A 21,702-nucleotide genomic window follows, 5' to 3' on the forward strand; every position below is an offset into this window, starting at 1 on the left:
TCCCAACTATGGCTATCTTTTCGTTTTTGCCTATGAATAGGTTTATATCTTTTAAAACTAACTCATCTTTGTATGTGAAAGAGACTTTGTTGTATTTAATGTCATAATTTTTAGGAAAAGAATAAATTCCTTCACTTTCTTCTTCTGGGAGATCAAGTATTTCAAAGAACCTTTGTGAAAGGGTGTCTGCTCGTTGTAATTGTGCAAGCTGTTCGTTGATATTTTTAAGAGGAACAAAAAGCCCCGTAGAAAATTGATAAAAGGCAAGTAAAGTCCCAATTGTTAAAATATTAGACATCATTAGATATCCTCCAACTCCAAGTATTAATGGTGTGGTGATAGATATGATTAAATATACTCCCTGATCTAATTTAAGAAAATCCTTTATGTATTTTTTCATGCTATTTTTCCAGTTTTCAGTTCTTTCACTAACCTTTTGCTGAAAAAAAGTTTCTTTAGAAAGTATTTTTACAGTATTTATACCTTCTGTCTTTTCTCTCAAACTTTCCATAACGTTGCTGTATTCTTTCCTTTCTTCAGATGAAGATTGTTGAAAGTTTTTGCTGAATTTATTCAATATCAAATAATAAAAAGGTATTGTTGCAAGTACCACTATAGTAAGATGCCAACTAAAAAGGAATAATACAGTTAAAATAAGTGCGAGTTGTAGAAGGTTTAGGTATATAGAAGGTTTTGTTAGTATTAGAAAATTAGCAACTTCAGATGCATCAGATGCTATTCTTGTTAAAAAATCGCCTAACAAAGTTTTATCAGAATATAAAAAAGGAACTTTTTGAATTTTGTTATATAGAATAATTTGTTCTTTTTTTGTTACGCTTATTTGATATACATTTGAGAAATAATCTGTTGCAAGTCCAATCAAAAATTGCCCAATTATTATTGTTAAGAATATTGCCATCACTGGAGGAATTAAAGAAAACCTTTCAGCAGTTATTACATTATCGATTAAAAATCTTATAATGAAAGGATTTGCAACAAGAAGTAGATAACTGAAAAAAGTTAAGAGATAAATATTGAATATTTGTCTTTTATATTTTTTCGAATATTTAAATAACCTTTTAACATTTTTAGAAACTATCGTAGAGTTCATGGGAAAACTCCTTTTTCATCTACATAATTTCTTTTTTATTATTTTATTATATCCTCTATCTACAAATCCATTTTTTTCAATTAGATAAATAATTTGTTTTAGTCCTGCAATAGGCCTCTTTGCATATTGCAAATATTTGTTATCTTTTAAATAAAATTAAGCATCTGTTTTTCTATAAACATCTGGAATTAACTTTTCTGCTTTCTCATACATCCCATATCTTAGCAAAACTTTTATAATTCCACAACTCTCACTTTCTATATGTGGTTCCAGTGTTGTTATATCTTTTAAATCTCCAGGAAAAGACGGAAAATTTTTTCCTTCACCCCTATAACTTATTTTTACAAATAAAATTTCTGTACCCTATTTTTATCATACCCTTTTCTATATGATTTTCAAGCGATTTTTTTATCAGGTTCAAATATAGATTGAAACGTATTTTCAGAGATTAGTTCAAAAAACCTTATGTAAACTCAAAATAAGATGTTTTTTATCATGTTTTATACTCTGTTTTCGCTTTCTCTTTTTTGATGATAGTTATGATTTAATTAATTAAAAAGAGAAAAACGATTAACTATTGACTTGTTAACATTGGAACCGAAGTAAATATTATGTTATTATTAAATGACAATTATGGAACAAAAACAGATGTATGTAGAAGGAGATGATTCAAATTCTTTTAGAATTAGAATAAAAAAGTACATAATGAACTTTGGAAGGTATTATGAAATAAGAAACATACCAAAAGAATTAAGACCAAAAGTACCATATGAACTTTATTATCTAAAAATCCCGAAAGATCTAAATATTTTGCATATTCTTCTATTGATTGTTAGAAACTCTCCCACCAAAGTACTCTTTGAACTAAGCTACGGGAACTATTTTTTATTCTTTAATAAATTTTCATTCTTTACTATATTTCCCTTTTCTTGACATAATAATTATACCTCCAAAGTAGTTTTGTAATTTTTATTAATTACGTGTCTACTTTGGAGGTATCATACCAAAAAATTCAGGACTTTTTATTATTTGTAAATAGTGATAAACAAATCATCAATTATCTTAGGATCAGTTGGATCTCCTCCACCAAAAGCCCATTGCCCTCCTTGTGGAGTTAAGGGCCTAAAGACTCCTTCGATACCATCATAATCATAGGTTGTTATATATATATTCCACCCAGTTAAATCATTTGTTTCTAAAACACTCAAAGGTATTAAAAAAGTAATCTTATTTTCTTGTTTATTTACTTCAGCAACCGGTGAAGGAATTATGGGATCTCCAAAATTGTTGGGGCCGGCATTATTTGAGCTATATAAATAAATGTCCCAACCTGTTGCCCACATTCCATAATCCCAATCGTAATTTTCAGGCATAGTTGCATTTTGGAAAGGTAACTCAACAGCTCCCACTTTATTTGGATCATCGAAGTAAATTTGAAATGTTACATGATCGAATCCATTTGGAGGAGACCAAATATCAGTTACATTTTCCATAGTAATTATCATTCTAAGCATAGTACCAATTTGTACTAATTCAACTTTTCTTATATCCATTTGACTGTTAAAGGTTGAATCTTTTGGATATGAATATAAGCCTAAAGGACCTTTATCATCGCCAGCAGGATCTTCAACTATCTTCAAAGTAACCATTGGGATATCAAAATTTACCTTATATTCTTTAGAATATTCAACAATCAAGGGAGTCTTCCCATAAGCCTTTGCAAAAATTTTGTGTGAACCTGGTGTAAAGTCTGATATTTTTATTTTCACTTCCCATTTTTCTTCCATTCCTTGATTTAAATCTACTCGTGCATATTCTTTTTCTTCTCCATCGACGATTATTCTTACGGATTTTGCATTCGAAGCAGTTCCAGACAATATAAAATCATCAGTAAAAGTTTGACCATCTGTAATATTGTTTATGGTAACCGAAACATCACTTTTTACAACTTCTCTTTTTTCATCGCTTACTTCAAATATGCCAAATGATTTTGAATTTAAAAAAAGATTAAAAGGCTCAGTATATACCATTTCTTTATTAACAATGTTATTTACAATTAAAGGTTTTAAAACAGTTCCTTCTTCTACATTAAAATCCATGCCTGTTGCATGCTTTTTATTATAAGAGGTATTCATCATTATAATGTAAGTTTTTGATTCATCATAGACTTTGTATATCAATGGTCCTGGACCTAAATCATCAGAAAAAATCACATCAACCTTACCATATCTAAAAGTCGGTGTTTCTTTTCTTAATTGTGCTAACTCTTTTATAAACTGATAAGTTGGAGTATTAGTATTATAGTGATCTTTACCTTCTGAAGCAAAACCATTTGCGAACATAGCAGCCCTCGTTTCAGTAAAATTCTGCTCGGTTCCATAATAAATTGTTGGTATCCCTGGTATTGTAAAAATCAAAGTTAAAGCTTGCTTAAGACTACTGATGTCAGAACCTTTTAAAAATCTGTCCATATCGTGGTTATCAACAAAAGTTATCATTCTTGATGGATTATCATATATTTTCTCTCTTTGTTCAAGTCGATAAGCTAAATAAGATGTAGGTTTACCTTCCTTAAAGACTCTCTTAATATCAGTTTGAAGTGGAAAATCGAGCATAGAATTGAATCCTAAGCCGAAAAAATCATTTATTTCTTTTTCAGCGTTATTAGAAAAAGGGTCAGAAGTTAACCATGCTTCTCCATAAACTAAAAAATCTTCTTTTCCTAAATTTAAGGCAGATTCAAATATACCTTGCTTTCCTTTCAAAAATTCTGGCCAAAATTCTGGTTCAACATATAGAACGGTGTCGATCCTAAAACCATCAACATCGGCTTCTTCTATCCAAAACGAATAAGAATCTTTTAAAGCTTCTATTACTAAAGGATTTTCGGTATTCAAATCATCAAGTCCAGAAAATTCTGTATTATACCTATTAGGATCTTTTATTTCTGAAGGCCAATGATAAACATTTAATTTTCGTTGTTCTGGATCGTTGTAATCATTCATACTGAAAGGATATTGTGTTGGCTTATTAGTAGGAACACTTTGATCGTTCAAAAAATATCTTCCGTTTTCATACATAAAAAAATTCCCGGTATGATTTGTAACTATATCCTGTATGACATACATGTTCCTTTTATGAGCTTCTTCTACAAATTTTTTGTAAAGTTCTAAATTTCCAAAATGTTCTTCAACCCTTTTAAAATCTCTTGCCCAATAACCATGGTATCCTCCATAATTAACAGCTCCATCCCACCATTGATTTGCTATAGGCGGAGTAACCCATATTACCGATGCACCTAATTCTGAAATATAATCCATTTGATCGATTAAACCTTGTATATCTCCACCGTTGTACTTTGAATTTACATTACCACTTTCTATACCTGACTCAGTAAGCACATCGTTCGAATTATCCCCGTTTGCGAATCTGTCTATCATCACAAAATAAATGATTTGATCTTCCCAAACTGGAGACTTAGTTGCAGGAAAAATCAAAAGAACAGCAAATAAGTATACAAAAGTAACAATCCAAAACTTTTTCATTTTCCCACATCCTTTCATAGTTTTATATTTCACATTCAAAGGTAGTGGTAACCTTTCCATTATTATATCATTGATGCTAATTATTTGCAATCTTTTTTAAAAATATTTAATTATTTTTGATTTTAGGCAAATAAAGAAAGATATATTTAAATAAAACTAATTATAAAGAAAAATCTAACTTTTTCTGATTTGATTTTTCATATAATAAATGTTATTATGATAATGAAAGATTATTTCGTATATTTATTTTATTAATGAAATAATACTTTATATATATTGTGCATATGATTTAGGAAAGAAGAATTTTCTAAAATAAGTTTTGAATGCATTTAGGTTTAATATACTACGAATACGAATACATTTATATCTGGAGGATAAATTATGAAAAAAATAAAGCAAAACTCGTTGATAGTATCTTGTCAAGCAGAAGAAGGAGAACCATTGTATGGAAAAGAAACTATGCTAAAAATGGCTTTAGCAGCCAAAATAGGAGGAGCCGATGCAATAAGAACCCTCTATCCAGATGTAGTTGAAGAAATTAAAAAACATATTGATCTTCCTATAATTGGATTAACTAAAAACAGAAATTTTAAAGGGGCTTTCATAACTACAACAAAAAAGGATATCGAAGAATTAGCTAAGGCTGGTACAGATTTTGTGGCTTTAGATTGTACAAGAAGAGAAAGACCCGAACCATTAGAAGAACTATTTATTTATATAAGAACTAAGTATCCAGAGATCGGAATAGTTGCAGATATTGCCGATATCAGTGATGTAGAAAATATTATACGTTTAAAACCCGATTATATTGCAACCACCCTTTCTGGATATACCGATTATTCTATAGAAAGACCTACCCCTGACTTAGATTTAATATCTGATATTGTAAAAATAACAAAGATCCCTGTTATTGCTGAAGGTAACTATACTTATCCTTATCAGGTCAGGAAAGCAATAATAAAAGGAGCATATGCAGTTACCGTAGGAAGCGCCATAACAAGACCACAAATGATTACTAAAATCTTTAAAGATCATCTCAGAGATTTAGAAAACAAAGATTTACAAGCTGTTGGCATTGATATTGGTGGAACGTGGACAAGAGGAGTTTTAGTAGATAGATTTGGCCAGATTTTGAGAAAAGAGAAATTAAGAACTGCAAACAAGGGAGAAACAGTTGTAGTTAATATGCTTTCTCTAATAAAAAACTTAAAAACTGAAGATACAAATTTCATCGGTATAGCTACAGGAGGAAAAATTAACTTTGAAAAGGGAATAGTTGAATTTTCAACTGGTTTAATTCCAGACTGGCAAGGAGTAAATATCGCCGATTTAGTAGAAGATGAATTTAATATTCGACCGAAAGTTGATAATGATGCCAACTGCGCAGCTTACTGTCAGCACTTCAAAACTAAAGAAAATAACTTGTTAATGATAACTGTAGGAACAGGATTAGGCGGAGGAATCGTGATGAATGGAGAAGTAGTAAGAGGTGTAAAAGGTTCTGGTGGTGAAATCGGACACATTATTTTCCCTGGAAATAACCATAAATGCTCATGTGGAAAAACTGGATGCGTCGAAACTATTTTAAGTGGAAAATATTTAAAAGAAAATATTTACGAAAAAGAAAATTCGAGAGAAGTTTTAGAAAAAATAGATAATTATTCAAGAACAATGGCTTGGTTAATTGATAGTGTGAAAACAACTATAGGTTTTGAAAAATGTTATCTTGGAGGAGTTCTTCCAAATTACGGGGAAACTATGTTATCAAATATAAAAAAGAGTTATCAAGAAATAAATACTATCGAAGATCCAAATTTTATTAATTATAGCTTTCTCGGGGAATATGCAGGAGCAATTGGTGCTGCTCTTTTATCTTATCAAAAAGGAGAAGCGTAATATGTCAAAAATTACAACTTTACTAAATTCAAAGATTCATAGTTTTACAAAATCGGAAAAGAAAATATCTGACTACATTTTAAGTAGCAAGAAAGAAGATATTATAAAAATGACCGTCAGTGATTTAGCTTCTTTGTGTAAAGTAAGTGAAGCTACTTTAGTTAGATTTGTGAAAAAAATAGGTTTCTCATCTTTTCAGGAATTTAAATTAGAAATGGCCACTGATAACAATGAAAATATCTCTGACGAAGAAAAAGATATCACTATTGTCCAAGGGGATGAACCTGATCAAATACTGAAAAAAATTAAGTTAGGTTGCATAAAATCGATAGAAAACACTTCAACAATTATAAACATAGAGAAATTCTTACAAGCAGTTAATTTCATAAGATCAGCGAAAAGAATAGAAATATATGGAGTGGGTTCTTCCTTTGCTGTAGCCAAAATTCTTCAATACAAATTAACGAGACTGGGTTTCCCTTCTTTCTCTTTTGAAGACCCTCACATGCAAGCAATTTCTGCAGCTACCATGAATATTGGAGATCTTGCCTTCGGAATAAGTCAAAGTGGCTCAACCAAAGATACGGTAGATTCTATTAACATCGCAAAAAGGCATGGGGCTACTACTATCTGTTTGACTGAACACGCAAACGCTCCTATAACAAAATTTGCAGATGTTGTACTAGAAACTTTTTCAGGGGAAAATCCTGTAAAAACAAGTGCGGGAAGATCCATTTTAGTGCAGGTATTTGCAGTTGAGTTACTCTCAGGATTATTGTATTCAATAGAATATGAAAAAGCTATAAAAGCGGGGAAAGAAACGGCAAGCGCTGTCGTAAAGAAATTGTATTGATAAGTTTATAAAATCTTAAGAGGTTTAGTTCATTTAGTTGTGAACCAAATAATTAAGAAGTTCTTTTATAAAAGCTGGAAATAGAATAGAAAAAGATTTTACGATTAGCTATTGAATATTAAGATTTTTGGAGTTAATTCAATTTAATTCTTTTAAAATGGATCTATTTATTCCTCAGCGTATTTTTTGTACATTGACTTTATTTATAATAATATAATATAATATAATTAATAAACAAATCTTATTTATTAATTATATTGTTAAAGAGGTGATTTCAGTTTTAAAAAAAGAAAAAGAATCTTCAAAATTCAATACTTATTTAAGAGTTTTAGATTTGTTAATTAATGAAGAAATGACTAGAGTAAAACTTTCAAAAAATACCGGGTTAACTAACACAACAATAAGTGAGATCGTAAAAAAATTTCTTCAAATTGGGTTCATAAAGGAAAGTAAAATTATTCCAAGAGGGGTAGGTCGACCCTCCATAAACTTGAAAATGTGTGAGGAGTATACTAACGTAATTGGAATAGGAATTATGAGAAATAGTATCAAAGGAACCCTTATTAATTCAGCGGGATTAGAAATTTATAGAATGAGTAAGCCTCTTAAAAGAGGATGCTCACAAATTGATACTATGTATGGATTAATTAACGATTTGCTAAAAAAAGCGGAAATTGACAAAAGAAAGGTAAAAGCAATTTCTTTTGGAGTTCCTGGTCCACTAGATGTGAGAAAGGGTATTATAAAAGAACCTCCTAACCTTTCTGAATTTTCGAATTATCCTCTAATAGATAATATAAAGAAAAAGTATAATTTATTTGCTTGCTTAGAAAACGATGCAGATATGGGAGCAATAGGTGAAAAATATTACGGAAAAGGGAAAAAACTGAGTTCCTTTATATACCTTGTTTATGATAAAGGAATAGGAGCAGGAATTATGATAAATAATGATTTATACCGTGGTTTAAATGGATATGCAGGAGAAGTTGGTCATACACCATTACTAAGAGATGGCAAATTTATATATTTTGAAGAAATATATGGGATAGACAAAGTTTTAAATATGATTAACAATTGTATCTCTAATCCTAATTTATATTTTAAAGAATCAAAGAGTTTTCCCTTAGATGAAAGAAAATTAATTGATGAAATTATACAAAATGTTTCTATAAACTTTAGTATTATTATACTGAATTTAATACATTACTTTGGAATTTCAAATATCTTTATAGACGGGAGAGTTAAACTATTAGGGAAGGATTTTATTGTTTCATTGAAGGAAACAGTCAAAAGACATTTATTTTACAAACATAATGTAAATATCTATTTTTCTAATTTGGATGGATACGCTATTTCACTTGGGGCTGCAAAATATGGATTGATCAAACTATTGCAAAAAATAGTTATAGAAGAAATTAGTTAATAAGATAAAATATAGCTTAATCTAATTTTTAGGTGTTAATTATTATCTAAGCCACGTTAAAGCTTCAAATATTTTTAATTTTTTAATTTATGGAGAAAGGAGTGGTAACATTGAAAGTTTAAATAGGAGTTTTTATTTTTTCCAAAAAATCTAAAAAAAGGGGTGTTTAAAGGTGAGAAAAAAAATGTATCTCGTAACGATGATATTAGTGATGTTTTTCTTGGTAATAATTGATAACACATCATTTGCTACAGTTCGTCTAGCAGATCCTCGGGTCAGGCAAGCCATTGCTTACGCAATAGACGTAGACATGATCTGTGAAATTCTATTAGAAGGAAAAGCTTCCCCAGCAGACAGCCTAACTCCAGACAAGGATTGGAAGGCTGAAGGGTTAAATGATTATAAATATAATCCTACAAAAGCTAAACAACTTCTCAAAGAGGCTAGTTGGGATTCCAATTACGTTCTAGATGTTGTTTATTATTATGGAGACCAATTAACCGTTGATCTAATGACTGCTGTCCAAGCTTACCTTGCCGATGTTGGAATAAAAATGAATTTTAGAAAATTAGAAGGCGATTTAACTACTTTGTTATGGAGTCCACCTCAAGATCCAGAAAAAGGACCTTCGGCTGTTAATTGGGATTTAGCCTATGCAGGAATTAGTGCTCTCACATTACACGAATACTACAATCGTTTTAGAGGTGGTGCTTCTTCTAATTCTCATACGCCAACAGATCCAGAACTTGACAGATTAATTGATGCGATCAACGCTACAGCTGATATGGAAGAACAAAGAAAGGCCTTTATTGAACTCACAAAATATGAAAATGAGACGTTACCAGCAATACCTCTATATTATCAGCAAGGATTTATAGTAGAAAGTAAAAGAGTTAATCGTAAAGGAATTCCTTATGGAAATGAACAATTCGCATATGATTGGAGAATTATTGATTGGGATGTGGAACCTGATAAAAATGGAGAAAAAATCTTGTATACAAATGGAGGACCAGCTCAATTTTTTGAAGGACCTTTCGTAAATCCAGCTACAAGTACTATGCCATATCTAAAACTGTTATTTGATAGGCTTATAATAGCTGATGAGAAATTAAATCCTAAAAAAGGTCAGTTGGCTTCTGAATATTTTGTAAGTGAAGATGGATTAACTATTGAGTTTGTATTACGTGATGGTATTAAGTGGCATGACGGTGTACCTATAACTTCAGAAGATGTTAAATTCACCTTTGAATACTATGCTAAAGTTCCACAATTAAATGCTGTTGCTCTTTTTACAATAAGTAGTTTAAAAGGTTATTATGACTACATGCAAGGTAATAGTGATGAAATTACAGGTATCGTTATTGATGAAAATAAGGTCACTTTTTATTTTGATAACTTAGATCCAAATGCATTAATGACTTTTTCTCAATGGCCCCCACTACCAAAACATTTGCTAGAAAATACAGATGCACTCCAAGCTCAAAGAGCTTCTTATTGGCAAAAGCCGATTGGTTCTGGCCCTTTTAAAATAGAAGAAGTAGAAATGAATAACTATGTAACCTATGTTAGATGGGATGATTATTGGGGCAAAGGAACCGGAAACATTGAGAAGATTCAGTCCTATCCAAGCGACGAAAGTGATCCGAATCTTGTTATTAATACAGAAGCTGGTAAAGTAGATTTTGCATATACTAAAAGTGTTGAACAAGCAAGTGCCATTGAGCAAATAAGTCATGTGAATCTTATTCCTTTTGATATGAGATTTACAAGACTATTCTATGTCAACAAATTTCCAACCAAAGATGAACTATAGATGTTAAAACAATACTGCCTTAAATAGATGAAGAAATTCTAGTATGATTCAATAATAGTTTTCCAAGTTTTTATTAGGCTTTCTCTTTTCTTTAAATTTCTCAATTAAACAAGAAAGAGAAAGCCTTTATAACTAAACAACAAAGATAATTTTTATTGGTTTGACACTAAGAATAATGCGTAATTAAAGGGAAAAACTAGAATTTTAGATTGATGTAAGGGTAAAACTCTTCCTTATTCTTCTGTCTTTAGTTATAGATAACGCCTAAAGAAGGCACAACTTAATTTTTAAATAAGGAAAAGGAGGGAAACGATTAAATGTATGCGTATATAATAAGAAGAATATTAATACTTATTCCAATGTTATTGGTAATAACTTTTCTAATTTATTTAGGAATAGAATTAATGCCAGGAGACGCTGTTTCTTTTATCATTGGACCGGAAGCTGCAGCAAATATACCTATGGAAAGGCTTGATGAACTCAGAGAATCTTTGGGTTTAAACGATCCTTTTATAATTAGATATTTTCGATGGCTTGGAGGAATATTAAAAGGGGACTTTGGTTATAGCTTAACTAGTGGGGTTCCCATTTCCCAAATAGTTTTTTCTCGCTTACCTGCAACAATAGAACTTGCTATATCAGCGTTACTCTTTTCTACACTTTTAGGGAGCATATTAGGAATTATTGGTGCTTTAAAAAAGGGAAGCATCTTGGATAACGTTCTGACTGTTGCTGGTATGGTTGGTTTATCTTTGCCTCAATTTTTCTTTGGATTGGTTGCAATTGTTATATTTTCTCTTAATTTAGGTTGGTTACCTGCAGGCGGAAGAATTATGCCAGGGCATGTTAATTTTTTTGATAGACTTCCACATTTAATTTTACCCACCATTGTTTTAGGTTCTTCATTAACGGGCGGAGTCATGAGATATGCAAGAAACAGTATGTTAGAATCTTTAAATAAGGATTTTATAAAAACAGCTAGAAGCAAGGGGCTGCCTGAATGGAGAGTCAATTTAATCCATGGTTTTAGAGTTGCAATGACTCCTGTGGTGGTTCTTGTAGGTTTTAGGTTGCCCATGCTGGTAGGAGGAACTGTTGTTATAGAGGAAATATTTCAGTGGCCAGGTATGGGTAGAGAATTCTTGTCAGCAGTTCGTGGACAAGATTTACCCCTTATAATGATGATAGCACTATTTATTGTGTCAGCTGTTTTGATTGCAAGCTTTCTAATAGATATTCTAACAGCACTAATAGATCCTAGAGTTAGATTAGAATAAAGGAGCGTCGTTATGAATAACGCAAAAAATAGTAAATTAGATAAAAAAATGGATAAAATTAAAGAAAAAGAAGAAAAAGGGTTGTTAAAAGAAAAGAAAGTAAATAGAACTTTAAGAAAGTTTTTAAACAATAAGTTAGCAGTTATTGGGTTATTTATTTTGTTAACAATTACTTTTGCAAGTATTTTTGCACCAATTATTTGCCACCACAAACCCGGAAAAATAGATTTAAGAAATGCATTACAACCACCCTCTTGGAACCATATTTTTGGAACAGATAAATTAGGCAGAGATGTTTTTGCACGAGTTCTTTATGGTGGAAGAATATCAATTTTAGTTGGCTTTGGAAGTGGCATTGGATCTGCGCTTATAGGAGTTTCAATAGGAAGTTATGCAGGCTATAAAGGAGGTTGGCTTGACAAAATTTTTTTAAGAATATCAGAAGTTCTGATCGCATTTCCCCAAATTGTCTTGGTTCTACTGCTAGTTACTATTTTAGGACAAAGTCTTTGGAATTTATTATTTATATTTATTTTAACAGGTTGGGCACCAATGTATAGAATGGCAAGGGCTAGAATGCTTTCCATAAGGGAAGAAGAATATGTTCAAGCTCTTAAAGCTTTTGGTATTAGTGATTTTGTCATTTGTTACAAGCATATGCTCCCTAATGCTATTGGTCCAATAGCAATCAATATTACTTTAAGCACTGCTATGTTTATATTAGAAGAAACTTCTCTTAGTTTTTTGGGATTAGGTGTTCCATTAGATTTGCCAACGTGGGGAAATATTTTGTATGCTGCCCAAAATTTATCAATTCTGCGAAATAATTGGTGGATATGGTTACCACCTGGAATAATGATATCTCTTTTTGTTTTAAGCCTGAATTTTGTGGGAGACGGATTAAGAGATGCTTTTGATTCCACTTATCAAGGATAAAAAGGAGGACAAAATTTGAGTAATCAGACTTTGCTTACAGTAAATAATCTTAGTGTATATATTTATGCAAATCAAAGATGCAATAAAGCTGTTCAGGACATTTCTTTTGAAGTAAAAAAAGGAAAAATTTTAGGAATAATAGGTGAAAGCGGTTGTGGGAAAAGTATTACAGCAAGTGCAATAATGCAACTTTTGCCAGAATTCGCTAGGATTGAGCATGGGGAAATAGTTTTTCATGATAATGAGGAAAATATTAGGATAGATAAACTTGAAAAAAACAGTAGTGAAATGAGAAAAATTCGAGGGGAAAAAATGGCTATGATTTTTCAAGATCCAATGGTAGCTCTAAATCCTGTATATACGGTTGGATTTCAAATTATGGAAAGTCTTAGATATCATATGAATATGTCTAAGCGTCAAGCTAAGTGTAGAACTATTGAATTATTGAAAGAAATGGGAATATCTTCCCCTGATAGAAGAGTCCATGAATACCCTCACCAATTCTCTGGAGGAATGCGTCAAAGAGCTATGATTGCTATGGCTATGGCTTGTAATCCTAAGCTGCTAATTGCAGATGAACCTACCACGGCAATAGATGTAACTATTCAAGCACAAATTTTTGAGTTGATGTTAAAACTACAAAATCAATATAATATGACTATCATGCTTATTACACATGACATGGGGGTAATTGCCGAATTGGCAGATAATGTCATTGTTATGTATATGGGTAATATTGTTGAAAGTGGAAATATTCAAGATATTCTAACAAAACCGGCGCATCCTTATACAAAAGCTTTATTGAAATGTATGCCTGTTTTAGGTAAAGGTAAAAATCAAGAAATAGAACCAATTAGAGGGATAACACCTGATCCTTATGATAGACCTACAGGATGTCAATTTTATCCTCGATGTGATTTCCATTCTGACGAATGTTTAAAAGTTCCTAAAACTTCATACATTAATGAATTCCATTCAGTTAAATGTTGGCATTATATGAAGGTGTTAGATAATGAATGACTTAAAAAAAACTTTAATAAAATTAAGAAATATAAAAATATACTTTCCTATTTTTAGAGGAGTCTTTAAGAAAGCGTCTGGCTTTGTAAAAGCAGTTGATGGAGTTGATTTGGATATATATCAAGGCGAAACGTTAGGATTAGTAGGAGAAAGTGGATGCGGTAAGACTACACTAGGAAAAGGTATCTTAAAGCTCATAAAAATAACTTCAGGTGAAATAAATTATATTTTTGATAGCGAAGAAAAAAATTTAAAGACTTTGTATGGAAGAGAGACCTTAAAATATAGAAAAAAAATGCAGATAGTTTTTCAAGATCCCTATTCTACTTTAAACCCAGCTCTTACGATTTTTAACCAACTCCAAGACCCATTAAAAAAGTTCGGAATAAAACCCAAAACCAAAAGACGAGAAATTCTTGAAAATCTACTCGAAGAAGTTAATATGTCAAAGGAGTCTCTTAATCACTATCCTAATGAGTTTAGTGGGGGTCAAAGACAAAGGATAGGAATAGCCCGAGCTTTAAGCTTAAGTCCTAATTTTATAGTTTTAGATGAAGCTACTAGCGCATTAGATGTTTCAATTCAAGCTCAAGTTTTAAAATTGTTAACTAATTTAAAAGAGGAACGAAATTTAACTTATTTATTTATTACTCACAACTTAAGTGTTGCTGAATATTTTTGTGATCGAATTGCTGTAATGTATTTAGGAAAAATTGTAGAACTTTCAACAGCTGAAGAACTCTATAAAAACCCTTTACATCCATATTCTAAAGCTTTAATTTCTGCCATCCCTGTAGTTGATTCTCGTTCAAAATTTGGCCGAAGGCGTATTATTCTCGAAGGAGACGTACCAGATCCGTCAAATCCGCCAAACGGTTGTCCTTTCCATCCTAGATGCAAAAAATCTATGGAAGAATGTAAAAATAACGTTCCTCAATTAAAAAAGTTAATATATAATGGTAAAGAACATTATGTCTCTTGCCATTTATATAGAGAATAATGTTACAAGAAAAGCTAAGTGAATTTATAATATAGGAGGAATTATCATCTCAAAAAAATATTTATTACTTAATAGAGGTATATTAAATGGACATTTGTTAGATAATGTGAAACTAACAGTGACCTCAGTGAAAAAAGATACTGAAAATAATCCTTTATTTGCTGAAGAATTTTTTAGAACTCATGAAAAAAAATGGGAGGTACGTTATGATAACGGATATCCTAATGTAATGTATGATCCAAAATATGGGAAATTTCGTTGTTATTATAGTGTTTTTACCTATGATAAAGATTCTTCAGAAACTCCTTTAAAAGAGCGCGTTAATAAACATTATAAGCCATCTAAAAGCAGAATTTCCTCTTTATGTTATGCAGAAAGTATTGATGGTATAAATTGGAAGAAACCCGATCTTAATTTAGTAAATTTTGAAGGAAGTACAAGTAACAATATCTTAATGGAATTCGTTCATGGTACAGGTGTTTTTTTAGATGAAGAAGAATTGGATCCAAGGAAAAGATATAAATTAATAACAAGAGTTGACCACCCTAATGGAAGAAAATACATGGCTGTTTCTTTTTCAGAAGATGGGATTCATTTTAAAAAACTTATAGAATGGCCACAATACAACCCACCTGCTGATACTCATAACTTTGTTTTTAAAGACAAAAAAACACGGAAGTATAAAGTAATAACTCGCCTTTGGAGAGATGGACTTAGAATACCTGCTATTTCTGAAAGTTTTGATTTTATTAATTGGTCAAAGCCAGAAGAAATATTAAGGGGAGATGGTTTTCAAGAACAAATATATTCTATGCCGGTATTTCAATATGAAGATTTATATCTTGGAATTGCATCAATTTATCACGAAGGTGATCTTTCATCACAAAATTATGATTTGGTAGATGTTGAATTAAAATATGCCACAACTTTGGAGCATTGGGATAGTGTTGGCAAAGGTCAATATTTTATCCCAAGAGGAAAAGGAAGTTATCCTAATGGTGAATTTGATTGTGGTTGCATATATGCGAGTTCTCCTATAGAAATTGATAATAAATTGTATTTCTATTATATGGGAGGGAATGGGCCACACACTGATTTTAGAGAAACTTCTTTTGCTAGAAGTTGGATAGAAAAAGATAAGTTTGCATATTATGAAACAAAGGACAAAAATAGAGAAGGAATTCTTTATACAAGACCTTTTACTATTTGTGGAGATGACCTATTAATTCTAACAGAGATCGAAACATTTGGAGAGATCAAAGTGTCTTTATGTAAGGAAAATGGAGAATTATATGCAGGATATGAATTAGAAAACAGTTTTTTAATAGACACAGATACATGTTACAAAAAAATTTGTTTTAGAGAAAAGAACGTTGGAGAGTTAAAAGGGGAGTCTATTGTAATACTAATAGAATTTAAAAACGCAAGAATTTTCTCAATTGCTGGAGATATAGAAACAAATAAAATTAGAATGTAAAATGATTTATTACCCAATAAAATTCTTGAATATGAGGACAAGAATAGTTATTCTAAAATAATATATTTATTAAAAAATAAAGTACATGGAGGCATAAAAATGGCTAATTTTAAAGTAAAAGAAATAAAAGGAGTTATACCAGCGGTTTTAGCAGTTTTCAATAAAGATGAGGAAATAGACGAAGAAGGCACGCGATTATATATAGATTATTTATTAGAGCAAGGAGTTGATGGTTTATATTTAACCGGGAGTACTGGCGAAGCCTTTTTGATGGATTTGACAGAAAGAAAAAGATATGTAGAAATTGTTATTGATGAAGTTAGAAAAAGAGTACCTGTAATAGTTCATATTGGAGATATAGGGACTAAAAAGTCAATCAAATTAGCCAAACATGCATACGAAACTGGAGCTGATGCAATTTCATCTGTTCCACCATTTTATTGGCAGTTTAGAGAAGAAAATATTTTTAACTATTACTTTGACATTGCCAATTCAGTTCCTATTCCTTTAATAGTGTATAATATCGCTCTTGCTGGTATTTTACGTTTAAACATAATCAAAAAAATATCAACGATAGAAAATGTAAAGGGAATAAAATATACAGCTACAACTCATGATCAAATTTCCACAATTAAAGATCAGATAGGACAAAATTTTCTTATATATTCAGGTTGTGATGAAATGGCTGCTTCGGGATTAATTAATGGAGCTGATGGTATTATCGGTTCTTTCCTTAGTCTGATGCCCGAATTATTTATAACTATATACAATGCAATTCAAAATAATGATCTGGAAACTGCGAAAGCTAAACAAAAAGATGCGATTAGAATAATAGAATACTCCTTACATTTCGACTATTTTTCTGTAATAAGATTAGGCTTAAAATGGATGGGAATACCGGGAGGATATTCAAGAAAACCGTTTAAAAACTATGAAGGTGAAGAAGAGAAAAAGATAAAAAAAGGCTTTTTAGATTTAAAAGAAAAATATCAAATTGAAGAAGTAAAATTTCTAGATTCGTTATAATTATTCTTAAACTTTTTTAATTAAACTTATACTGCTAAGATAACAATATAATTTTATCTTTTTTAAGAAAGACAGCGGGGTGTTTTTATTGATTAATATCAACAAATACAATACAGATGTATTAGTAATAGGTGGAGGATTAGCAGGCATCTCAGCAGCTTTAGAAGCTGCTAGAAGTGGAGTTAGAGCAACAATAGTTGTGGCAGATAAAATATTTTCTGGGTCCAGTTTTAGTCCATATACTTGGGGTTTAGGAATTGTATCGCCTTACAATGAACTAGATAAAAAAGACTTATTAGAAAGTATTTATGATGTTGGCTGTGGTTTAGTTGACAGAGAGCTGAGTTTTATTCTTACAGATAACATAGAGCAAAGAATTAGAGAGTTAGAATATTTAGGAATAAAATTCAAGACACCTCAAAATATAATAGGAGATGAAACATTAATACCTTGTTTTGACAGAAAACATAGAAAATGGTATGGATTTACTTTTGAAAATTCAAAACATATTTTTTATGACAAAATAAAAGAACTAAATATAAATATATTGGAACATCAAAAAATCGTGAAGTTATTTACAAATAAAGAAGTATTTACAGGTGCACTTGGCATTAATAAAAATAATCAGTTAACTTTTTTTGATGCTTCATCTGTTGTGATTGCTACTGGAGGTTTTGGGGGGTTATTCAAACACAATCTCAATACGGAAGATATTAATGGTGAAGGTCTTATTTTAGCATTATCAGCAGGATGTGAATTAATAAATTTGGAATTTCTACAATTTATACCAGGCTATTTAAAACCTAAATATAAAACTATTTTCGCTGAAAAAAGTTTTAAATATGTAACTTTAGAAGACTCTGAGGGAAATAGTATCATAAAAAAATATTTCCCGGAATATGTTCATGAAAGAGAAATTATGACTGAAAGGTCTACTCACGGCCCTTTTAGCAGTAGAATGGCTTCAAAATATGTAGATATTGCAATATACAAAGAAAGTCTGCGTGATAAATTTAATCATGGTGCGAAGGTTAAGTACGATATGTATATTTCAAACGATAAAGGTTTCATGATAAAAGAATATTTTAATTGGCTTGAAAAGACGAGAGGAATAAAATACGATGAAGAAATAATAATAACCACCTTTGCACATGCGTCTAATGGTGGGATAAGAATTAATAAAGATGCAGAAACAAATGTTAAAGGTATATATGCTGCTGGTGAAGTAACTGGAGGAATGCATGGTGCTGATAGAATAGGCGGATTATCTACAGCTAATGCTCTTGTTTTTGGGAAAATAGCGGGACAAAATGCAGCACTATTTGCTAAAAGTCATAAAAATTATATTAGTAAAGATATTATTAAAAAAGAAATAACTTCATATATAAGCAATATAAAAGTCTCTAAATACAATCCAAATTTTATATCAGATAAAATAAAGAACTTAATGTGGGAAAATGCAAATGTTATTAGAAATGATAGAAATCTAAAATATGCTATTAACGAAATTGAAAAATTATCGATATTTACCAAACATGAGATTGAATTTGATAATCTTCAAAAGACAAATCTTAATAATATAATTAAAGCACAAAATTATATAAAGCTATCATTACTTTTACTTAATACTATGCTATTAAGAAAGGAAAGTAGAGGCTCTCACTATAGGGAAGACTATCCAAATCAACGAGATGAATTTAATAAATTTATAATTGTTTCACAAAATGAAAACGCAATCATAGAATATAAAACAGAATCTCCAAAAACATAATTTAAATCATCTTTATTACCAAAATTAATTCTTAAAACTCTTATCTTAATTCTTTTTAGAGAGCATTAAAAACTTTTTGAGATTAACGTTTACCTCCCTTAAAATAGAATTGGGTTTTAGATTCTACCTTTTTACAAGTACATAATAATGGTAACTTATTGAGTTGTTAGTTCTAATATCTTCTACATACAAAAATTTTTGAATTTCAAACTGAGCTAACAATCTTTTGACATCGCCTTCATCAATAAAATAATGAGGTATTCCTTCTTGTTTGATAATGGTATTTTCGTCTATCTTGTTTATATTTCTAATATAATTAGGACTATTTTTAGAGTTAAAAGTTAAAAAAACTTCTCCATTAGGCTTAAGAACTCTATATATTTCAGAAATAACTTTTATTATTTCTTTAAAGTCTGTATGATATATGACATGAAAAGAAAACAATGCATCAAAGCTTTCACCATTGAAAGGCAACGAACGCATATCACTTAATTTAATATCTATATTATCGCTATCTTAATTAATAGTCATCCCTATTGAAGGAATAGAATTAAATTTGATATTATCTCGTTCAGTAATTTGAGTATTTAATTGATTTTCTATAATCTTTTTGTTATAGGTATCAATTGTTTGAGCGATTTTTTCTATGTTATTGTACACATTAGCTGAAAGAGTTAAATTCATTATAACAAACAATACTATCGAAACTTTCCTAAACACTTTTATCTTCACCTTCTTTATACAATAGCATCTTTCAAAGAATTCCTTAAAAATGTGCATTTACCTGGATTACTTTCCACCTTTAATAGTATTTCTTTATAAATGAAAAGGTAAATGCACAAGCTAAAATCGTGTTTTTTAAACCATCAGAGTTTTTACACCATCAAATAATTACAGAAACATTAGAAAATATCAGCAAAAGTATAATTATTCAATATTCCACCTCACAACTTTGTAAGGGATAGCAAGATCAAAAAAATATCTTTTTAATTCTCCGTGGTTGTAAATTACGATATATCCCCTAGTTCCATTTTCTTCTTTTAATGCATCAAATTTTGGATAGTAAAAGAATTCTGGACTATTAATGTATAACTTTATATTTAAATCTTTATCAAAAATGTATATTTCACTTTCACCCTTCGACAGCATCAAGTTATTTTCAAAGCTAATAAAAGAATGGTTTATTATTGAATCTTCCCCTAATTCAACTCNCTTTTCTTCTACATATTTGTTATCTTTTGCTGATAATTTATAAACACCTCTAATAAAACTTGTTGTTGTACCTTCTTGATCTTCTTTGTCTTCCATATAATATACATATAGACTGTTATCAATTATTTCTAAATTAGTATATTGAATAAAATTTGATAATTCAACTGACTCAGGGTATATTTTTACAGCTTCCTTTCCCATTATTTTGAAAATCCCTTTAATATAATCTAAGACGTATATTTGTGAATTTAAAATGGCTATGTCGCTCAACATCATTGATTCATCCAATTCTATTTTATTAAGAAACTTCCCATTTGGATCATACATTTTAATGATGTTAGAATAAGCTACGTACAATGCGCCATTAGAGTAACTTAACCCTCCAACATACAAAGATTTTGTGTAGTCTTCTTGATTTATAAGGCGTGGAGTTAATTTAGTTAGAGGATAAATTAATTCATCCGTTTGCAAGTCAATAACTCCTTTAATATTTCCTCTTGCATCTAATAGAGCAACTGTTTTATTTTCCAATAACAAGAAAGTCTGGCTACTTTCGCTCTCTATATTCAAAATTTGGTAATAGACTCCAGAATAATTAACGATAAAATTTTCATCGAGTTCTAAATCAACAGCGAATATACTGAAAGATAAAATAACAAAGATACCGATCAAACCAAACTTGTTTTTCATAATCTTTTTAGCCTCCTCTTATTTTAGTTAATTACCTGTAATACCTTCCCAACTTACCAAACACTTCTCATCTTTTTTATTATTTTCTCTTTATCTAAATTCATTTCTCAATCAATCCTTTTAAATAGTCTTCATAAAATAATTTTAGAGCAACCCCATAATCTCCATAAAATTTAAATACTTTTTCTTTGAAATCTGCTAATTTTATTTTATCCCTGCAATACAATAAGTTTCCTGTATAAACAACTCTGTGTTGCAAATTTATTTGCGCTTTGTTTAAATTAACAACGTCAATATCGTCTCTTTTAAATATTTCGCTTATTTTAACTTCTAATATAAGTTCTTCTTTTAAAGTAACATCTTTTCCCCAATCTCTTCATTTTCAAATTTGGTACTGTATTGAACTAATAAGATATAGGTATTGTAGTCATAAAATCTCCTTTTTCTTATATAAATGAACTCAATCAAATTATAATATACGTTAATTTGAAAAAAATAAAAAAGCTGAGATAATAATCTTCCTTTCACACCACTAACTGACTTTCGATGATTTCTTTGTAAATATGAGAACTTTCTATTAATTCGTTGTGTGTTCCTTCTCCTATTATTTCTCCATCTTTTAATACTACTACCTTATCTGCTTTTCTTATCT

The 21,702-nt window shown here is 30.2% G+C and carries 16 protein-coding genes and 1 pseudogene; 12 read left to right on the plus strand and 5 right to left on the minus strand.

The features are described from left to right. A partial coding sequence (locus tag PW5551_RS02680) for an ABC transporter ATP-binding protein (protein ID WP_146738316.1) occupies positions 1-1,111 on the minus strand: 1,111 nt, incomplete at its 3' end. 624 nt (positions 1,112-1,735) lie between these two features. On the opposite strand from PW5551_RS02680, the gene PW5551_RS02685 reads away from it, so the two are divergent. Further along, positions 1,736-2,044, plus strand: a complete 309-nt coding sequence (locus PW5551_RS02685; RefSeq protein WP_113074282.1) for a hypothetical protein — start codon at positions 1,736-1,738, stop codon at positions 2,042-2,044. A gap of 92 nt (positions 2,045-2,136) precedes the next feature. On the opposite strand, the gene PW5551_RS02690 is transcribed toward PW5551_RS02685, so the two are convergent. Next, positions 2,137-4,656: an alpha-amylase family glycosyl hydrolase gene (locus tag PW5551_RS02690; RefSeq protein ID WP_113074283.1), complete on the minus strand. Its 2,520-nt coding sequence runs from the start codon at positions 4,654-4,656 to the stop codon at positions 2,137-2,139. A 381-nt stretch (positions 4,657-5,037) separates the two neighbouring features. Here PW5551_RS02690 and PW5551_RS10145 point away from each other — a divergent pair, with 381 nt between their 5' ends. The 11 genes from PW5551_RS10145 to PW5551_RS02745 all read left to right on the plus strand — a co-directional run bounded on the left by PW5551_RS10145 (position 5,038) and on the right by PW5551_RS02745 (position 19,148). Continuing rightward, on the plus strand, positions 5,038-6,552 hold the full coding sequence (locus tag PW5551_RS10145; RefSeq protein WP_158526119.1) for a putative N-acetylmannosamine-6-phosphate 2-epimerase: 1,515 nt from the start codon (positions 5,038-5,040) through the stop codon (positions 6,550-6,552). Position 6,553: 1 nt separating this feature from the next. Then, positions 6,554-7,405, plus strand: coding sequence for a MurR/RpiR family transcriptional regulator (locus tag PW5551_RS02700; RefSeq protein ID WP_158526120.1), 852 nt, complete (start codon positions 6,554-6,556; stop codon positions 7,403-7,405). Between the two features lie 268 nt (positions 7,406-7,673). After that, positions 7,674-8,828 carry an ROK family protein gene (locus PW5551_RS02705; protein WP_113074285.1) on the plus strand — a complete coding sequence of 385 codons (1,155 nt, stop codon included), beginning with the start codon at positions 7,674-7,676 and terminating at the stop codon, positions 8,826-8,828. Between the two features lie 172 nt (positions 8,829-9,000). Further along, positions 9,001-10,641 (plus strand): ABC transporter substrate-binding protein, encoded by a 1,641-nt coding sequence (locus PW5551_RS02710; RefSeq protein ID WP_199562161.1) that lies wholly within the window; start codon positions 9,001-9,003, stop codon positions 10,639-10,641. 317 nt (positions 10,642-10,958) lie between these two features. Beyond that, positions 10,959-11,918 (plus strand): ABC transporter permease, encoded by a 960-nt coding sequence (locus PW5551_RS02715; RefSeq protein WP_113074286.1) that lies wholly within the window; start codon positions 10,959-10,961, stop codon positions 11,916-11,918. 12 nt (positions 11,919-11,930) lie between these two features. Next, the gene (locus tag PW5551_RS02720) at positions 11,931-12,854 is read left to right on the plus strand and encodes an ABC transporter permease (protein WP_113074287.1); all 924 of its coding nucleotides are present in this window, start codon (positions 11,931-11,933) and stop codon (positions 12,852-12,854) included. Between the two features lie 15 nt (positions 12,855-12,869). Next, on the plus strand, positions 12,870-13,874 hold the full coding sequence (locus PW5551_RS02725; RefSeq protein ID WP_113074288.1) for an ABC transporter ATP-binding protein: 1,005 nt from the start codon (positions 12,870-12,872) through the stop codon (positions 13,872-13,874). Beyond that, complete coding sequence (locus tag PW5551_RS02730; protein WP_113074289.1) at positions 13,867-14,874, plus strand: ABC transporter ATP-binding protein; 1,008 nt, start codon at positions 13,867-13,869, stop codon at positions 14,872-14,874. The genes PW5551_RS02725 and PW5551_RS02730 overlap by 8 nt, the downstream gene beginning before the upstream one ends. Before the next feature lie 127 nt (positions 14,875-15,001). Beyond that, entirely contained in the window at positions 15,002-16,351 is a 1,350-nt protein-coding gene (locus tag PW5551_RS02735) for a hypothetical protein (RefSeq protein ID WP_199562163.1), read from the plus strand. Between the two features lie 99 nt (positions 16,352-16,450). After that, entirely contained in the window at positions 16,451-17,377 is a 927-nt protein-coding gene (locus PW5551_RS02740) for a dihydrodipicolinate synthase family protein (protein WP_113074291.1), read from the plus strand. Positions 17,378-17,465: 88 nt separating this feature from the next. Further along, a complete protein-coding gene (locus PW5551_RS02745) occupies positions 17,466-19,148 on the plus strand; it encodes an FAD-dependent oxidoreductase (RefSeq protein ID WP_146738317.1) in 1,683 nt (560 codons plus the stop codon). A gap of 123 nt (positions 19,149-19,271) precedes the next feature. Here PW5551_RS02745 and PW5551_RS02750 read toward each other — a convergent pair whose 3' ends face one another. From PW5551_RS02750 to PW5551_RS10780, 3 genes and pseudogenes are all read right to left on the minus strand, one after another. Beyond that, positions 19,272-19,652 (minus strand): class I SAM-dependent methyltransferase, encoded by a 381-nt coding sequence (locus PW5551_RS02750; protein WP_304598334.1) that lies wholly within the window; start codon positions 19,650-19,652, stop codon positions 19,272-19,274. A gap of 12 nt (positions 19,653-19,664) precedes the next feature. Then, the gene (locus tag PW5551_RS02755; RefSeq protein WP_113074294.1) at positions 19,665-19,868 is read right to left on the minus strand and encodes a hypothetical protein; all 204 of its coding nucleotides are present in this window, start codon (positions 19,866-19,868) and stop codon (positions 19,665-19,667) included. Positions 19,869-21,150: 1,282 nt separating this feature from the next. Beyond that, a pseudogene (locus tag PW5551_RS10780) lies at positions 21,151-21,396 on the minus strand (nucleotidyltransferase domain-containing protein); the annotation flags it as partial. Positions 21,397-21,702: the final 306 nt, after the last annotated feature.

Source organism: Petrotoga sp. 9PW.55.5.1 (assembly GCF_003265365.1).
Taxonomy (GTDB): Bacteria; Thermotogota; Thermotogae; order Petrotogales; family Petrotogaceae; genus Petrotoga.